Source organism: Streptomyces sp. NPDC058295, assembly GCF_042880655.1.
In the GTDB taxonomy this organism is placed as follows: domain Bacteria; phylum Actinomycetota; class Actinomycetes; order Streptomycetales; family Streptomycetaceae; genus Streptomyces; species Streptomyces coriariae.
The window spans coordinates 228,875-243,635 of record NZ_JBHVYO010000003.1 but is presented as its reverse complement, the minus strand read 5'-3'; the positions used below and the strand labels follow the sequence as shown (position 1 = coordinate 243,635).

Sequence of the window (14,761 nt, the reverse complement as noted above, 5' to 3'; positions counted from 1 at the left end):
AGTAGGCTGGACGGCATGCAAGACAAGACGGTGGACCGGACCGGACTGCGCGGCGACTGCGAGAACTGTTTCGGCCTGTGCTGCGTGGCGCTGCCCTTCGCCCGCTCCGCGGACTTCGCGATCGACAAGCCCGCGGGCAAGGACTGCCCCAACCTCGGCGAGGACCATCGCTGTGGGATCCACGCGCGACTGCGGCAGAGCGGCTTCACCGGCTGTACGGTCTACGACTGCTTCGGCGCCGGGCAGAAGGTCTCACAGCTCACCTTCGGCGGCCGGGACCGGCGTACGGCCCCGCCCGAGGACGCCCGCCTGATGTCCGAGGTGTTCCCGGTGGTCCGGCAGCTCCACGAACTCCTCTGGTACCTCACCGAGGCGCTCGGCCTGCCCGCCGCCCGCCCGATCCACGGCGAGCTGCGCCGGAGCCTGGCCAAGACCGAGGAACTCACCCGGCTGTCCCCGGCCGAGCTGCTCGCCCTCGACGTCCCGGCGCACCGTCAGGACGTCAACGTGCTGCTGCTGAAGACCAGTGAACTGGCCCGGGCGGGTGTCCCCGGGCGCAAGAAGGAGCGCCGGGGCGCCGACCTGATGGGCGCCCGTCTCCGGGGTGCGAACCTGCGGGGCGCGAACCTGCGCGGCGCCTGTCTGATCGCCGCCGACCTCACCGGCGCGGATCTGCGTGGAGCGGATCTGATCGGCGCGGACCTGCGCGACACCGGCCTCGCCGACGCCGACCTGACCGGCGCCTTCTTCCTGACCCAGCCGCAGCTGAACGCGGCCCGGGGGAGCGCGGGCACCAGACTGCCGGAGTCAGTCACCCGCCCCGTGCACTGGACAGCGGGGCTCTGAGGGCGCCGTCGCCGCGCGCTCCTCGCCGACCGTCCCGCCGGACGGCGCCGCTGCCGGAGAGGGCGTCGGCGTCGGTGTGCGCCGGTTCAGGTGCATCCGCAGCCCGTCCGGCATCAGCGTCAGCCGTTCCGTGACCCGCAGCCGGTACGCCGGGTCGGGTCGCAGCTCGTAGCGGCGCAGCAGCAGCCCGAGCACCAGCGTGGCCTCGTGCAGCGCGAACTGCCGTCCGATGCAGGCCCGTGCCCCGGTGCCGAACGGCTTGAAGGTGTGCGGGGCACGCGCGCGTACGGCCGCCGCGTCGAAGCGGTCCGGGTCGAACCGGTCGGCGTCCGGCCCCCACGCCTCGGGGTCCCGGTGCAGCATGGCCGTCAGGATCAGTGCCCAACCGCCCCGCCGCATCGGGTGCTCCCCGCCCAGCACGGTGTCCGCCCGGGCCTCGCGCGCGAACGCGGGCGCCGTCGGCCACAGCCGCAGCGCCTCGTCGAGGACCCGGCGGACGTAGCGCAGCTTCGCGACCTGCTCGTACCCCGGTACGGCCGCGTCCCCCCACACCCGGTCCACCTCGGCGCGGGCGCGGGCCGCGATCTCGGGGTTGAGGCTCAGATAGTGCAGGGCGAAGGAGAGCGCGCCCGAGGTGGTCTCGTGGCCGGCGACCAGGAACGTGACGACCTGACGGCGCACGTTCTGCGCCGACAGGCGTTCGCCCGTCTCCGGATGGGCGGTGTCGAGCATCCGGTCGAGCAGGTCGCCGTCCCCGCCGCCGCCGTCGCGGCGCGCCCGCACCAGCTCGTCGACCGTACGGTTCAGATAGGCGATGTCGGCCTCGTTGCGGCGCGTGGCCCGGCGCAGCAGGGTGGGGGAGGGCACGGTGTTGAGGCGCTGCGCGTAGGTGAGGGTGCCCACCATCGCCGTCACGAAGGGGTGCGGACGGGTTCGTTCGAAGGACGCGAAGTCGTGCCCGAAGCCGGTGCGGGCGATGGTCTCCAGGGTCAGTTTGGTCATGTCACCGGGCACGTCCACCGCCCGGCCCGCGGCCAGCTCGCGGTCCCAGTGGCCGGTGAGCCGCTCCGCCACGTCCAGCATCATCGGGTGGTAGGCCGCCATCGCCTCCCGGCTGAATCCCGGGGCCAGGACGTCGTGGGCCAGCTGCCAGTTCGGTTCGTGGTTGTACGCCGTGAACAGGGCGTCCCCGACGACGGGCCGCAGATTGGCGATGCCCAGCCCCACATGCTTGGCGAACCGTGTCTCGTCGGCCATGTCGGCGGCCAGCGCGGAGCCCCAGACGAACACGAACTCCCGGTTGAACGCCTTGCGGCGGAAGATCGGGCCCAGCTGCCCGGCGTACCGCAGCGAGTCCTGGAGGGGCGTGCGCCGGCTCGCGCCCAGCACGTCGCCGAGCAGGGGGAGCCGGCGTGGCGGATGCGGTATGCGCTCCAGCTCGGGCCAGCCGAGCTCCGCGCTGCGGAACCCTTTCGGCAGGATCTCCCCCGAGGCGGGCCCTGTCGTCCCCGTGGTCCCTACCGCCCCCGTCGTGGCCGGGCCACCCGCGGTCTCCGTTGTCCCCGTCGTCTCCGCCATGACGCGATCTCCCTTGATGCAGCGGCAGGTTGAGCATGTTGTACGTGGGTTCAATAGCGGGCTCAGTCTGGTGCCGCTGTTGAACCGGCGTCAAGTAAAGTGCGGGGATGGCCGCGAACCAGGGGGAGCGCACCCGGCGCCGACTCAGCACCGAGGAGCGCAGGGAGCAGCTCCTGTCGGTCGGTGCGCGGCTGTTCTCGGAGAGCCCGTACGACGACGTGTGGATCGAGCAGGTCGCCGAGATCGCCGGGGTCTCCCGTGGGCTGCTCTACCACTACTTCCCCACCAAGCGGGACTTCTTCGCGGCGGTCGTGGAACGCGAGAGCCGGCGGATGCTGCGCATGACGGCGGCGGTTCCCGGTGTCCCGGTGCGCGAACAGCTGGCGTCCGGCCTCGACACCTACCTGGCGTACGTGGCGGCCCACGCCCACGGCTACCGGGCCTTCCATCGCGCCGACGCCTCCGGTGACCAGGCCGTGCGCCGGGTCTACCGGCGGGCGCTCGCGGCACAGGAGCGGCAGATCCTGGCGGCGCTCGGCGCCGACCCGGAGTTCGGCCCGGTCTTCGAGGAGCGCGCCGACGTACGGCTGGCGGTGCGCGGCTGGCTGGCGTTCACGACGGCGGTCTGCCTGGAGTGGCTGCGGGGGTCGGACCTGTCGCGGGAACAGGTGGGGGAGTTGTGCGCGCGGGCGCTGCTGGGGGTCATCGCGGGTCCGTCGTGATCGGCGAGGGGCCGTCGTGCCCTCGCTCCCGCGGTCCGGCGGCCGATGTCCGGGTTTCGCATGGTGCGCTCATGGTTGGCGAACACCCGGATCTCCGATAGGTTAGGCAAGGCTTACCTAAGGAGGTTTGGGGATGGGTGACAGCCAGAGCTGGGCGGCCGTGCCTGCCGCTGCCGAGCGGGCCCGTTCGGTACTTGCGGCCTCATGGTCCTGCGCGGTGACCGCGGACGGCGGCCGCGAGGAGTTCGTCGGCGCGCACACCGTCGACGAGGACGGTCGGGTGATCCTGCACGTGCCCGAGGACAGCGCCCTGCTCACGGCCGCGATCTGCGCGCCCCGCGGCGAACCGTCCGCCGTGCTGGAGTTCGCGGACGTGGCGCCCGTCCCCGTACGCGGCCGGATCCGTGCCCGGCTCTGGCTGGCCGGCTGGTTCACCCCCGAGGACGGCCACCTCGCCTTCCACGCCACCCGTGTCGTGCTGAAGGAGTCCACCGGTGCGGTCGTCGTCGACCTCGAGGAGTTCGCCGGCGCCCAGCCCGACCCGCTCGCCACCGCCGAGGCGCACCTGCTCACACATCTCGCCGACGCCCACCCCGACGCGGTGGAGCGCCTCACCCGGCTCGTCCGGCGGGACTGTCTGCACGGCGCCGTCCGGGTCCAGCCGCTCGCCGTCGACCGGCACGGACTGACGCTGCGCATCGAGCGCGCCCGCGCCCACGGCGACGTACGCCTGCCCTTCCACGCGCCCGCCGACGACGTCGGTCAGCTCACCGAGCGCATGCACGTCCTGCTCACCCAGGCGGCGGCCGCCGCCTGCCCCCGAGCCCTACAGCGGCAGCGCACAGACGGCGACGGGTGACGCGAACGGCTCGCCCGCGAGCCGCAGTTCACCGTCGGCGCCGTCCACCCGGAAGACGCTGACCGTGCCGGAACGCTGGTTGGCCGCGAACAGCAGGCCGCCGTCGGGGGAGAGGGCGATCTGCCGGGGGAAGTCGCCTTCCACCGGCACCGTGCCGAGCAGCCGCAGCCGGGCCCCGTCCGCCTCCACCGCGTAGCGGGCGAGCGTGTTGTCGCCGCGGTTGGCGAGGAAGGCGTACCCGCCGTCCGGCGTGACCACCAGCTGCGCCGGGTAGTTGGTGTCCGCCTTCGCGCCCGTGGACTGCGGCCTCCCGATCGTCAGCCGGCCGCTCGACGCCTCGTACGCGCAGACCGCAACCGTGTCGTCCGCCTCGTCGGCGAGGTAGGCGTACCGGCCGCCGGGATGGAACGTGAGGTGCCGTGGACCGGCGCCCGCCCGGGTGCGCGCCTGCGCGACCTCCGTGAGCGTCCCGGCCCGCTCGTCCAGGCGGTAGCTGTACACGGTGTCCGTGCCGAAGTCGACGGCGAGGACATGGCCGCCGTCCGGAGCCGTGATGAACTGGTGTGCGTGCGGCCCCTGTTGGCCCGACCGGGGCGCCGGACGCCGGTGCGTCACCTTGGCGGTGCGCTCACCGAGCGCCCCCGAGGCGTCGATCGGGTGCACGGCCACGCTGCCCGAGCCGTAGTCGGCGCTCAGCAGCCACCGCCCGCCCGGATGCACCGACAGGTGACAGGTGTGCGCCCCGCCCGTGGTCCGGCTGCCCAGCACCTTCCCGTCGGACAGCCGCACGGCGGTCACCGCGCCCCGCTCTCGTTCGTTCACCGCGTACAGCGTTGCGCCGTCCGGGTGCACCGCGAGATACGACGGGTCCTGGACACCGGTGATCGTGCCCCGGCCGGTGATCCGCCCCGAGGAGGGGTCGTACGAGGCGCTGCCGATGCCCTTGCCGCCGCCCTCGGCGGAGGTGTAGGTGCCCAGGTAGAGGGGGCGGGGGCCGGAGGAACTCCGCGAGGGGTCCGGGGCGGCGGACGCCGACGCCGAGGGCTGTCCGGGCGGCGCGGCCTGCGGTGAGTCCTGGCTCTTCGCCGGGCCGCCGTCGCCGTCTGTGCCGCTGCCGCACCCGGCGAGGGCCGACGCGGCGGCCGCGCCGCCGAGCATCCCGACGAAGCCGCGCCTGCTCCAGCCGCCGCCGGGCTCTCGGCTTCGCCCGGGGCGGGGGGAACCCCGGCGCGCCGCTTCCGTCCCACTGCCCATGCCCGCACCTCAGGTCGTCGTACGCCTCCGCCGTGACAGCCACCTTGACCCGGACGGGCCGTCGAACGCAAAAGCGGAACCCTCGGCGCGGCGGACGAGGATCGGCCGGGTGGCCGGGTGGCCGGGTGGCCGGGTGGCCGGGTGCGCCGGGCGGAGGGACGTGCGCGGAACCCGGCTGCCGGTGCCGTAGGTACGGCCCGGGCTTCCCCGGTGCGTCCTTCACCTGGTGTGGAGCGGGGGCGGGCGGACGCCAGGGGTCCAGGTCACCGGGCGGAACTCCACGCCCACCCCGTCCGGGGCCGGCTCAGGAAGAACGCCGGCCGAACCCCGTACGGTTCCGCCACAGCTCGTCCTGCACGCCCAGGCGCTCGCGCAGCCGGTTCAGCCGTGGCATCCGGTCACGCTGCTCACGGCTGTTGCGGTCCAGTTCCTCCAGGAGGCGGCGGGAGCGGTGCTCGGTGTCGAGCTCGTCGATGATGCGGGTGGCCTCGGTCAGCAACGCGCCGTGCAGCTGCCACTGGCGCGCGTCGTGCTGGAGCTGCTCCAGCAGCAGCTGGGCGAGCTTGTCGCGGGTGGCCGCGGCCTGCCGCAGCTCGGCGGTGAGCCGCTCCTCGGCGGCGTCCGCGTTGAGGCTGACGCTCGTGGTCACCAGCACCGCGAAGCTGACCACCGCGTCGGCGATCTCGGACAGCAGCCGCTCCACGACCTCGCCGGTCCCGTCCGGGAACAGCGGCTGCGGCTCGCGCTCCTTGGCGAGATCGGTGAGGGTCCGGGCCAGCACCCGCAGCACGACCGTGCAGATCTCCAGCGTGTCCAGACCGGTGCGCAGCACCACCCGGTGCAGCAGCCCCTCACGCACGCGTGGATTGAACCGCAGGCTGTCCTCGGCCTGCCGCAGGGCCGCGTCCACCTGGACGATGTCGTGGTCCAGCCGGCGCGCCTCGTGCAGCCGGGCGGCCGCCCGCTCCACCGGGGTACGGCCCGAGGCCTCCTCGCCGATGCGCAGCATCAGCTGGCGCAGCCGACGGGCCAGCCCCTCGATCGACTCGCCCGCCTCCTCCACCCACACCGGAGGCGGCAGCAGCAGATTGCAGCCGAGCCCGACGAAGGCGCCGATCAGCGTCTCCACCACGCGCGCCCACGCCGTGTCCCCGACGGTGGTCACGCCCAGCACCAGCATGGCGCTGATCGCCACTTCGGGGACGTACTCGTCGACCCGCACCAGGTGCCCCACCGCCAGCGAGGACACGATCAGCAGCGCGAGGCTCCACCAGGTCAGACCCACCAGGAGGCTGAAGGCGATGGCCACGAGCACACCGGCCACCACGGCGTTCACCCGGCGGATCCCGTTGGTGAGCGTCGCGTACAGGGTGACCTGGACGACGAGCAGCGCGGTCAGCGGCGCGGTGAGGGGCAGCGCCTCGGGGCTCAGGCGCAGCGCGATGACATAGGCGATCGTCGCCGCGGTGGCGGACCGCACTGCCTGGACGACGACGGGTTCCCGGTGGCGCTGTACCAATCGCACGAGCGGTGCCGCTCGCTCACGTACTTCTTCTTGCATCGACAGTCCAGTTCCCCTTCCTCGGCGGCCTCGAACGTTTCTTCACCACCTCGCGGCACGCGACGGGCGACCGGCTGCCTCGATCGGCCGCATCGAGGACCGGTACTGTCCGCCAAGTGAGCCTAGATTGATCTTGTCAGCCGGGGAAGACACCGGGTACGCGAAACGGAGGGGGAAGCTCCATGGCGGACAAGGCAGCCGGGGCGGAAGAAGCGGTCACATCCGACCGGGCCGACACGACGGGCACGCCGGGCATCGAGGTCCTCGCGAGGGCGCACGCCTACCTGCGGGAGGTGGTCGCGGCGGTCGGCGACGAGCAGTGGGGCGCGGCGACCCCGTGCGACGCGTGGACGGTACGCCAGGTGCTCAACCACGCCCGCATCGACCAGCAGGGCTACGGCCTCGCGCTCACCGGAGGCCGGCCCGACAGCGATCCGTTCCACCCGGCCGACGCGCTCGACGGCGACCCGGCGGCCGAGCTGGCGAAGGTCCTGGACGCGGTGGCCGGGGCGTACGCCGGTCTGCCCGCGGACACCGAGCAGGTACCGACACCGCTCGGCCCGCTGCCGCTGCCCCTCGCCCTCGGCGCCGCCGCGATGGACGCGGCCGTGCACGCCTGGGACATCGCCGTGGCCACCGGCCAGGACAGCCCCCTGCCGACCGGGACGGCCGAAGGGATCGGGCCGGCGGCGGAACATCTCGTGGACCACCTGCGCGACGCGTACCAGGTCTTCGCCCCGGCGCGGGAGACCCCGGACGGCCACGACCCGTCGGCGACGCTGCTGGCCTTCCTCGGCCGCGACCCGCGCTGGTCCCCGCCCGCGAACCGAGGGGACGCGTAGGCGGCCGGCTGTCCCGTCGCCTACGCCTCGCCGGCCGGCGCGGGCGGCCACGCCCCGGCCGCCAGCACTCCCAGCGCATAGGCGCGGGCGACCAGTTCCGTACGGTTGGCCGCGCCCCAGCGCGTGGACAGGCGCCGCAGGTGATAGGTCACGCCGTCCCGGGTGAGACCGGTCTCGCGGGCGGCGCGGGCCGTCGTGGCGCCGCCCGCGAGCAGCGCGAGGATCCGCGCCTCGACCGGCGTGACGCGGACCGGGGGAGCCTCGGTGCGCGTCACGCGGTCGCCGAGGACGCGCAGCATCACCAGCAGCGCCGGCGTCACCTCGACGCTGTCGCTCACCGGGTCCGCCGTCAGCTCCCCGTACCGCTCCACGGCTCCGGGCGGCTGCCAGCACACCGACACCTGGTAGCGCGAGCGGTGCCGCAGCCGCAGCGCCTCGGCGATCCGCTCCACCTGGGTCGCCTCCTGCGGCCGGAACAGCTCCAGCACCTCCCGCCCGCGCAGCCGCCCCGGACTCGTCCCGCACTCCGCCGCCATCGCCGGATTGGCCAGCAGGACGGCGCCGTACACATCGCACACCGCGACCGGTACCGACACCCGGTCGAAGAGCAGCAGTGCGCGGTTGCGCCACACCACGGCGTCCCGCCCGGTCCGCTCACCCATGGACGGGATGCGCCGCCTGCCAGGCCAGCCGCAGGTCCGCGCCCTCACCGAGGCCGGTGAGGAACTCGTCGAGGTCCAGGAACTCCTGCCAGACGGGCCGTCCGCCCGCTCGCGACAGCTCGGCCACCACCAGGTCCTCCAGGTCGGCCACCCGCTTGTTCTTCCACACCTTGTCGGCCAGGCTCACCAGCAGATCCTCCACGGCCACGCCCGGCGTCGCCCAGGAGGCGTGCGTCCCGGCGAACCGCGCCGCCTCGGGGCGCACCCCGTGGGCCAGCAGCAGCTCCCGTCCGGCCGCCTCGTGCCGGGCGCCGGGACCGGACAGCTCGCCGGGGTGCAGCGTCTTGCCGATGTCGTGCGTGGCCGCGCCGAACAGCACCGCCTCCCGGTCCACGGCCAATGCCGGGCAGTGCCGTGCGACCCAGTCGACGAGCCGGCCCGCGACATCGTGGACGGCCCGGAGATGAGCGACCAGCCGGGGCGGCGCACCGACCTCGTCAAGGAGCCCCGCCACCTCCCCGGGCAGCGGGCGCAGCGCAGGGTCCGAGGTCTCGTCCAGGGCGATGGACAGCACGGTCGGGATGAAGGTCATCGGCCCAGCCTAATAACCGTCGCAGGGTACCTCCGCAACCCCTCACGTGCCTTTTCCGCTGCACGAACATGTAGTCCGGCGGCACGGCCACGGCACCCGGGTGGATCACGCTGGAGTGCGGTACGTCCGTTCAGCGAAAGGCAGTTGTCGCGCCATGCCCCCCACCGCGCTGCGCCCGCACACCACCGACGCCGGCTCCGCCGCCCCCACCGACACCGCCCCCCCGCCGGCTCCGCCGCCCCCACCGGTATCCCCCTTGTCGACATCACCGCCACCGGCCCCGGCCGGACCCCCGTACAACAGGCCATGGAACTGATGCGGGAGCACGGGCCGCTGTTCGTGCGGCGGTTGCACGGGCGGGACACGCTCTTCGTCGCCGATCTCGACCTGGTCACCGACCTCGCCGACGAGCGGCGCTTCGCCAAGCACGTCGGTCCGGCTCTGGAGAACGTCCGCGAGTTCGCCTCCGACGGTCTGTTCACCGCCTACAACGACGAGCCCAACTGGGCGAAGGCGCACGACATCCTCATGCCGGCCTTCGCGCTCGGCTCGATGCGCTCCTACCACCCGGCGATGCTGAAGGTGGCCCGCAGGCTCATCGGCGCCTGGGACCGTGCCGCCCGCGCCGGGCAGCCCGTGAACGTGCCCGACGACATGACCCGGATGACCCTCGACACCATCGGACTCGCCGGATTCGGTTACGACTTCGGGTCGTTCGAACGGGACGAGCCGCACCCGTTCGTCGAGTCGATGGTGCGCTGCCTGGAGTGGAGCATGACCCGGCTCGCCCGCGTCCCGGGCCAGGACCACACCGCCGCCGACGCGGCCTTCGAGGCCGACGCCGACCATCTCGCCCAGGTCGTCGACGACGTCATCGCCGCCCGCACCTCGGGCACCGGCGGGGGTGCCGGCGACGAGGACCTCCTCGGGCTGATGCTCACCGCCCGGCATCCCGCCGACGGCAGCACGCTCGATACCACCAACATCCGCAACCAGGTCATCACCTTCCTCATCGCGGGCCACGAGACCACCTCGGGCGCGATGTCGTTCGCGCTGTACCACCTCGTCAAGGACCCCACGGCGCTCCGGCTCGTCCAGCGCGAGGTCGACGCCCTGTGGGGCGACACGCCGGACCCCGAGCCGACGTACGACGAGGTCGGCCGGTTGACCTACACCCGTCAGGTGCTCAACGAGGCGCTGCGGCTGTGGCCCACGGCGGCCGCGTTCAGCCGGCAGGCGCTGACGGACACCGTGCTCGGCGGACGCGTTCCGCTGAGGGCGGGACAGTCCGTGGTCGTCCTCGCGCCGATGCTGCACCGGCGGCCCGTCTGGGGCGACAACCCCGAGCTGTTCGACCCCTCCCGCTTCACCCCCGAGGCGGGGGCGGCCCGTTCCGTGCACGCCTTCAAGCCGTTCGGAACCGGTGAACGCGCCTGTATCGGACGGCAGTTCGCCCTCCATGAGGCGACCATGCTGCTGGCGATGCTCGTCCACCGCTACCGGCCGCACGACCACGCCGACTACCGGCTCGCGGTGAAGGAGACCCTCACGCTCAAGCCCGGGGACTTCACCCTCACCCTCTCCGCGCGCACCCCGGCCGACCGGGTCCACCCGGACCTGCCGGGCGCCGTCCGGACCGAGACCGCGCCGGTGGCCGACGCGAGCGCCCTTCCCGCTCGCGTCCGGCCCGGCACCTCCGCCCTCTTCCTGCACGGCAGCAACTACGGCACCTGCCGCGAGTTCGCCGCCCGACTCGCCGACGAGGCCGCGGAGATCGGCTGCACCGCCGGCGTGGCGCCCTTGGACGACTACGCCGACGGCCTGCCCACGGACCGTCCCGTGGTCATCACCGCCGCCTCCTACAACGGCCGTCCCACCGACGACGCCACCGCGTTCGCCGCCCGGCTGGAGGAGACCCGCGACCTCTCCGGCGTGACGTACGCCGTCCTCGGTGTCGGGGACCGCAACTGGGCCGCCACCTACCAGCACGTCCCGACCCGCGTCGACGAACGTCTCGCCGACCTCGGCGCCACCCGGCTCACCGACCGCGCCGCCGCCGACGCCTCCGGCGATCTGACCGGTGCCGTGCGGGAGTTCACCGACCGGCTGCGCACCGCACTGCTGGAGCGGTACGGCGACCCCGACGCCGTCGAGTCCGCCGCCGCGCCCGCCGACCCGTCCCCGGCCGCCTACGAGGTCCGTACCCTGACCGGCGGCCCGCTCGACGCCGTCGCCGCGCGACACGGGCTGGTGCCGATGCAGGTCACCGAGGCGTACGACCTCACCGCTCCCGGCCACCCCCGCCGCAAGCGGTTCCTCCGCCTCGCCCTGCCCGAGGGGACCACCTACCGCACGGGCGACCACCTCACCGTGCTCCCGGTGAACGACTCTGTTCTCGTCGCACGCGCCGCCACGGCACTCGGCGTCGACCTCGACACCGTCCTGGACATCCGTGCCACCCGCCCGAGCCGCGCCGGACTCGCCGTGGACCGGCCCGTGACGGCCCGCCGACTGCTCACCCACCACGTCGAGCTGGGAGAGCGCCCGAGCGCGTCCCAGCTGTCCCTGCTGGCCGCCGGCAACCCCTGCCCGCCCGAACGCGCCGCCCTCGCCGCCCTCCCCGACGGCGACCCGCGCACCCTCGTCGAGGTGATCGAGGACCACCCGGCACTGCGCGGCGCCCTGGACTGGCCGCGGCTCCTCGACCTCCTGACCCCGCTGCGGCCCCGCCACTACTCCGTCTCCTCCTCGCCCGCGGTCGACCCGGGACACGCGGACCTGATGGTCTCGGTGCTGGAGGCGCCCGCGCGATCGGGCCGGGGTCTCTACCGGGGAACGGGCTCCGGGTATCTCGCCGGTCTCGTGGCGGGCGACACGGTGTACGCCCGTGTCCGGTCCTGCCGCGAGGCCTTCCGGGTCGACGACTCGGCACCCGTGGTGATGGTGGCCGCCGGCACCGGTCTCGCACCGTTCCGGGGTGCCGTCGCCGACCGCAGGGCAGCCCTCGCCTCGGGCGCTCAACTCCCTTCCGCACTCTGCTACTTCGGCTGCGACGCCCCCGACGCGGACTTCCTGCACGCGGACGAGCTGCGCGCCGCCGAGGCCGCCGGAGCGGTCTCGCTGCGCCCCGCCTTCAGCGCGGCTCCCGAGAACGGGCGATGTTCGTCCAGCACCGCATCGCCGCCGAGTCCGACGAGGTGTGGCTGCTGCTGGCCGCCGGAGCCCGCGTGTACGTGTGCGGCGACGGTTCACGGATGGCGCCCGGAGTCCGGGAGGCGTTCCGTAATCTGTACCGGGACCGCACGCCCGGCGCCGGTGACACGGCCGCCGAGGCGTGGCTCGACGGGCTGATCGCGGACGGCCGTTACGTGGAGGACGTCTACGCGGCCGGGTGACCGGCAGGAGGGAGCGGGCGGGGTGACGGATTCCTGGGAGCGTGCCCGGAGCGTCCTGGCGGCGGCGGGCATCCCGCCCGACCGGCTGGCCCACGTGGGACCGCTCGGCGGCGGCACGTACAACACCGTCGAGGAGCTCCGTCTGACGGACGGCGGCCACTACGTACTGAAGGTCGCGCCCACGGCGCCGGGCCTGAGCCACGAGACCCGACTGCTGTCCGCGGAGGCGGAGTTCTGCCGCGGGGCGGCCCTGGCCGAAGTGCCGGCGCCGCGGGTGGTGGCTCTCGACGGGCAGTGGCTGCTGATGACGGTGTGCCCGGGCGACTCCTGGAACGGATCACTGGATCCCCCCGAACAGGCCATTCTGCGCGGGGAGTTGGGGAGTCAGGTGGCCCGGCTGCACCGGGTGACCGGGCCGGGCTTCGGCTACCCTTCCGGCGCCTTCGGCCCGCTCGCCCCCGACTGGCGCACGGCGTTCACGGGGATGTTCGACGCCCTCCTCGCCGACGCCCGCACCTACGGCGCCTGGCTGCCCCGTCCCGCCGACGAGGTGGCCACCGTCGCGCGGGCCGCGTACGACGCCCTGGACGAGGTGACCGTCGCCCGCCTCGTCCACTTCGACCTGTGGCCGGGCAACATCCTGGTCGACCGGACCGGCGGAACGCCCCGGATCGGGGGCCTCGTCGACGGCGAGCGCATGTTCTGGGGCGATCCCCTCGCGGACTTCGTCTCGGTGGCGCTGCTCGGGGACATCCGGAAGGACGAGCCGTTCCTGGAGGGGTATCGCGGGGCCGGAGGGCACGCCGTGTTCGACGGCTCCGAGCGGCTGCGGCTCGCTCTGTACCGCGCCTACCTCTACCTGATCATGCTCATCGAGACGGTCCCGCGGGCGTACGGCGCGGATCACGACCGCTGGCTGCGCGAGACGGTCGCGCCGGAGCTCCTCGCGGCACTGGACGAGATCGAGTCCGCGGACGTCTCTTAGCTCACATCGTGAACTAAGGGTTGGAGGAATGTCGCGTGCGGCTGCCCGCAGGGGTATGTTGCAGGTCGGGCAGGGGGCGAAGGGGAGCGACATGACGGGGCGGAACGGGCGCACGGTACGCGACCTGAGGCGGGCCAACCGTACGGCGGTGCTGCAACGGCTCTACTTCGACGGGCCCCTCAGCCGCTTCGAGCTCGGCCCGACCACCGGCCTGAGCTCCGGCTCGGTGAGCAATGTCGTCGCCGACCTGGTCGCCGACGGGCTGGTCGAGGAGGCCGGCAGCGTCGACTCCGACGGCGGCCGCCCGCGCATCCTGCTGCGCGTCGTCCCCGCCAGCGGGCACATGATCGGCGTGGACGTCGGCGAGACCCGGGTGCGGATCGAGCTGTTCGACCTCACCCTCACCGAACTCGCGCGGGTGGAAAGGCCGTTGGAGCAGCGACGGTACGAGGTCGACGGGATCGTCGGGCACATCCGGGACGGCGTCGCCGAGGTGCTGGACGTGGCAGGCATCGGCCCGGAACAGCTGCTCGGGGTCGGTATCGGCGTCCCCGGCATCATCGAGCACACCCCGGAGCGGGGCGCCGTCGTGCACGGCCAGACGATCGGCTGGGACGCCGTCCCGCTGGAGGCGCTGCTGCGCGAGAGCTCCCTCCTCCCCGAGAGCGTGCCGTACTTCATCGACAACGGCGCCAAGACCCTCGGCCAGGCCGAGATGTGGTTCGGCGGCGGACGCGGGGCGCACAACGCGGTCGTCGTCCTCTTCGGCTCGGGTGTCGGCGCCTGTCTCGTCACGCCCGAGGTGGAGCACGGCCGGGCCGTCGAGTGGGGGCATCTGACCGTACGGGTGCGGGGCCGCCGCTGCCGGTGCGGCGCCCTGGGCTGTCTGGAGGCGTACGCGGGCGCCGAGGCGCTGCTGGAACGCTGGCGGGAACAGGGCGGCCGGCCGCCCGAGGGCGCGGACGAGGAGAGCGCGCTGACCGCGATGCTCAGCGCCGCCTACCCCCTCGGGAGCGCGGAGGCACCCGATCCCGTGGCGCTCGAGGTGCTGGAGGAGACGGCCGAGTACCTCGGCGCCGGCCTCTCCGACCTGATCAACCTCTTCCAGCCCGAGCGCATCCTCATCGGCGGCTGGGCCGGCCTCCAGCTCGGCGCCCGCTTCCTGCCCGCCGTACGCCGCCACGCGACCGCGTACGCGCTGCGTCACCCCGCGCAGAAGGTCACCGTCGAGCTCGGGCGGCTCGGCCCCGACGCGGTCACCGTCGGCGCGGCGATCCTCCCGCTCGCCGACTTCTTCGCCCGAGGCGGCCGACGCCCCGAACCCACCCCGGCCGGCCCGGCCCCCGCCTGGCGCACGGTCCTGGAGGAACGCGCCCCGCGCTGACGCCACGCACAACCGACCGCCACGCCACGTTTCGCTGATCACCGTGGAGGTACTCGCCTCCTCGCCGGGCGATCGGCGCCC

General features: G+C 73.7%; 11 protein-coding genes and 1 pseudogene. 7 read left to right on the top strand and 5 right to left on the bottom strand.

Going from position 1 to position 14,761, the window contains the following annotated elements; genetic code table 11:
- Positions 1–15: 15 nt before the first annotated feature.
- A complete protein-coding gene (locus ACFVYS_RS05170; RefSeq protein WP_389498972.1) occupies positions 16–846 on the top strand; it encodes a pentapeptide repeat-containing protein in 831 nt (276 codons plus the stop codon).
- Here the strand turns inward: ACFVYS_RS05170 and ACFVYS_RS05165 are convergent.
- Positions 808–2,424: a cytochrome P450 gene (locus ACFVYS_RS05165; protein WP_389498970.1), complete on the bottom strand. Its 1,617-nt coding sequence runs from the start codon at positions 2,422–2,424 to the stop codon at positions 808–810. The genes ACFVYS_RS05170 and ACFVYS_RS05165 overlap by 39 nt on opposite strands.
- Positions 2,425–2,531: 107 nt before the next feature.
- Here ACFVYS_RS05165 and ACFVYS_RS05160 point away from each other — a divergent pair, with 107 nt between their 5' ends.
- Together ACFVYS_RS05160 and ACFVYS_RS05155 are read left to right on the top strand one after the other, a co-directional pair.
- Positions 2,532–3,146, top strand: a complete 615-nt coding sequence (locus ACFVYS_RS05160; RefSeq protein ID WP_389498968.1) for a TetR/AcrR family transcriptional regulator — start codon at positions 2,532–2,534, stop codon at positions 3,144–3,146.
- Between the two features lie 133 nt (positions 3,147–3,279).
- Entirely contained in the window at positions 3,280–4,005 is a 726-nt protein-coding gene (locus ACFVYS_RS05155; RefSeq protein ID WP_389498966.1) for a DUF2470 domain-containing protein, read from the top strand.
- Here ACFVYS_RS05155 and ACFVYS_RS05150 read toward each other — a convergent pair.
- Both ACFVYS_RS05150 and ACFVYS_RS05145 read right to left on the bottom strand, forming a co-directional pair.
- Positions 3,973–5,259, bottom strand: coding sequence for a lactonase family protein (locus tag ACFVYS_RS05150; RefSeq protein ID WP_389498964.1), 1,287 nt, complete (start codon positions 5,257–5,259; stop codon positions 3,973–3,975). The genes ACFVYS_RS05155 and ACFVYS_RS05150 overlap by 33 nt on opposite strands.
- A gap of 304 nt (positions 5,260–5,563) precedes the next feature.
- Positions 5,564–6,820 (bottom strand): FUSC family protein, encoded by a 1,257-nt coding sequence (locus ACFVYS_RS05145; protein ID WP_389498962.1) that lies wholly within the window; start codon positions 6,818–6,820, stop codon positions 5,564–5,566.
- Positions 6,821–7,002: 182 nt separating this feature from the next.
- Here ACFVYS_RS05145 and ACFVYS_RS05140 point away from each other — a divergent pair, with 182 nt between their 5' ends.
- Entirely contained in the window at positions 7,003–7,662 is a 660-nt protein-coding gene (locus ACFVYS_RS05140) for a TIGR03086 family metal-binding protein (RefSeq protein ID WP_389498960.1), read from the top strand.
- 20 nt (positions 7,663–7,682) lie between these two features.
- On the opposite strand, the gene ACFVYS_RS05135 is transcribed toward ACFVYS_RS05140, so the two are convergent.
- Positions 7,683–8,324 (bottom strand): PAS domain-containing protein, encoded by a 642-nt coding sequence (locus tag ACFVYS_RS05135; protein WP_389498958.1) that lies wholly within the window; start codon positions 8,322–8,324, stop codon positions 7,683–7,685.
- Positions 8,317–8,916, bottom strand: coding sequence for an HD domain-containing protein (locus tag ACFVYS_RS05130; protein ID WP_389498956.1), 600 nt, complete (start codon positions 8,914–8,916; stop codon positions 8,317–8,319). Before ACFVYS_RS05130 ends, ACFVYS_RS05135 begins: the two co-directional genes overlap by 8 nt.
- A 249-nt stretch (positions 8,917–9,165) precedes the next feature.
- On the opposite strand from ACFVYS_RS05130, the pseudogene ACFVYS_RS05125 reads away from it, so the two are divergent.
- From ACFVYS_RS05125 to ACFVYS_RS05115, 3 genes and pseudogenes are all read left to right on the top strand, one after another.
- A pseudogene (locus tag ACFVYS_RS05125) lies at positions 9,166–12,311 on the top strand (cytochrome P450).
- A gap of 22 nt (positions 12,312–12,333) precedes the next feature.
- On the top strand, positions 12,334–13,296 hold the full coding sequence (locus ACFVYS_RS05120) for a phosphotransferase family protein (RefSeq protein WP_389498955.1): 963 nt from the start codon (positions 12,334–12,336) through the stop codon (positions 13,294–13,296).
- Between the two features lie 91 nt (positions 13,297–13,387).
- The gene (locus ACFVYS_RS05115) at positions 13,388–14,680 is read left to right on the top strand and encodes an ROK family protein (RefSeq protein WP_389498953.1); all 1,293 of its coding nucleotides are present in this window, start codon (positions 13,388–13,390) and stop codon (positions 14,678–14,680) included.
- Positions 14,681–14,761 lie beyond the last annotated feature (81 nt).

Coding starts and splice junctions, on each gene's coding strand:
- ACFVYS_RS05130 (WP_389498956.1), bottom strand. CDS start 8,916: ATGACCTTCATCCCGACCGTGCTGTCCATCGCCCTGGACGAGACCTCG.
- ACFVYS_RS05155 (WP_389498966.1), top strand. CDS start 3,280: ATGGGTGACAGCCAGAGCTGGGCGGCCGTGCCTGCCGCTGCCGAGCGG.
- ACFVYS_RS05145 (WP_389498962.1), bottom strand. CDS start 6,820: ATGCAAGAAGAAGTACGTGAGCGAGCGGCACCGCTCGTGCGATTGGTA.
- ACFVYS_RS05115 (WP_389498953.1), top strand. CDS start 13,388: ATGACGGGGCGGAACGGGCGCACGGTACGCGACCTGAGGCGGGCCAAC.
- ACFVYS_RS05165 (WP_389498970.1), bottom strand. CDS start 2,424: ATGGCGGAGACGACGGGGACAACGGAGACCGCGGGTGGCCCGGCCACG.
- ACFVYS_RS05150 (WP_389498964.1), bottom strand. CDS start 5,259: ATGGGCAGTGGGACGGAAGCGGCGCGCCGGGGTTCCCCCCGCCCCGGG.
- ACFVYS_RS05135 (WP_389498958.1), bottom strand. CDS start 8,324: ATGGGTGAGCGGACCGGGCGGGACGCCGTGGTGTGGCGCAACCGCGCA.
- ACFVYS_RS05170 (WP_389498972.1), top strand. CDS start 16: ATGCAAGACAAGACGGTGGACCGGACCGGACTGCGCGGCGACTGCGAG.
- ACFVYS_RS05140 (WP_389498960.1), top strand. CDS start 7,003: ATGGCGGACAAGGCAGCCGGGGCGGAAGAAGCGGTCACATCCGACCGG.
- ACFVYS_RS05160 (WP_389498968.1), top strand. CDS start 2,532: ATGGCCGCGAACCAGGGGGAGCGCACCCGGCGCCGACTCAGCACCGAG.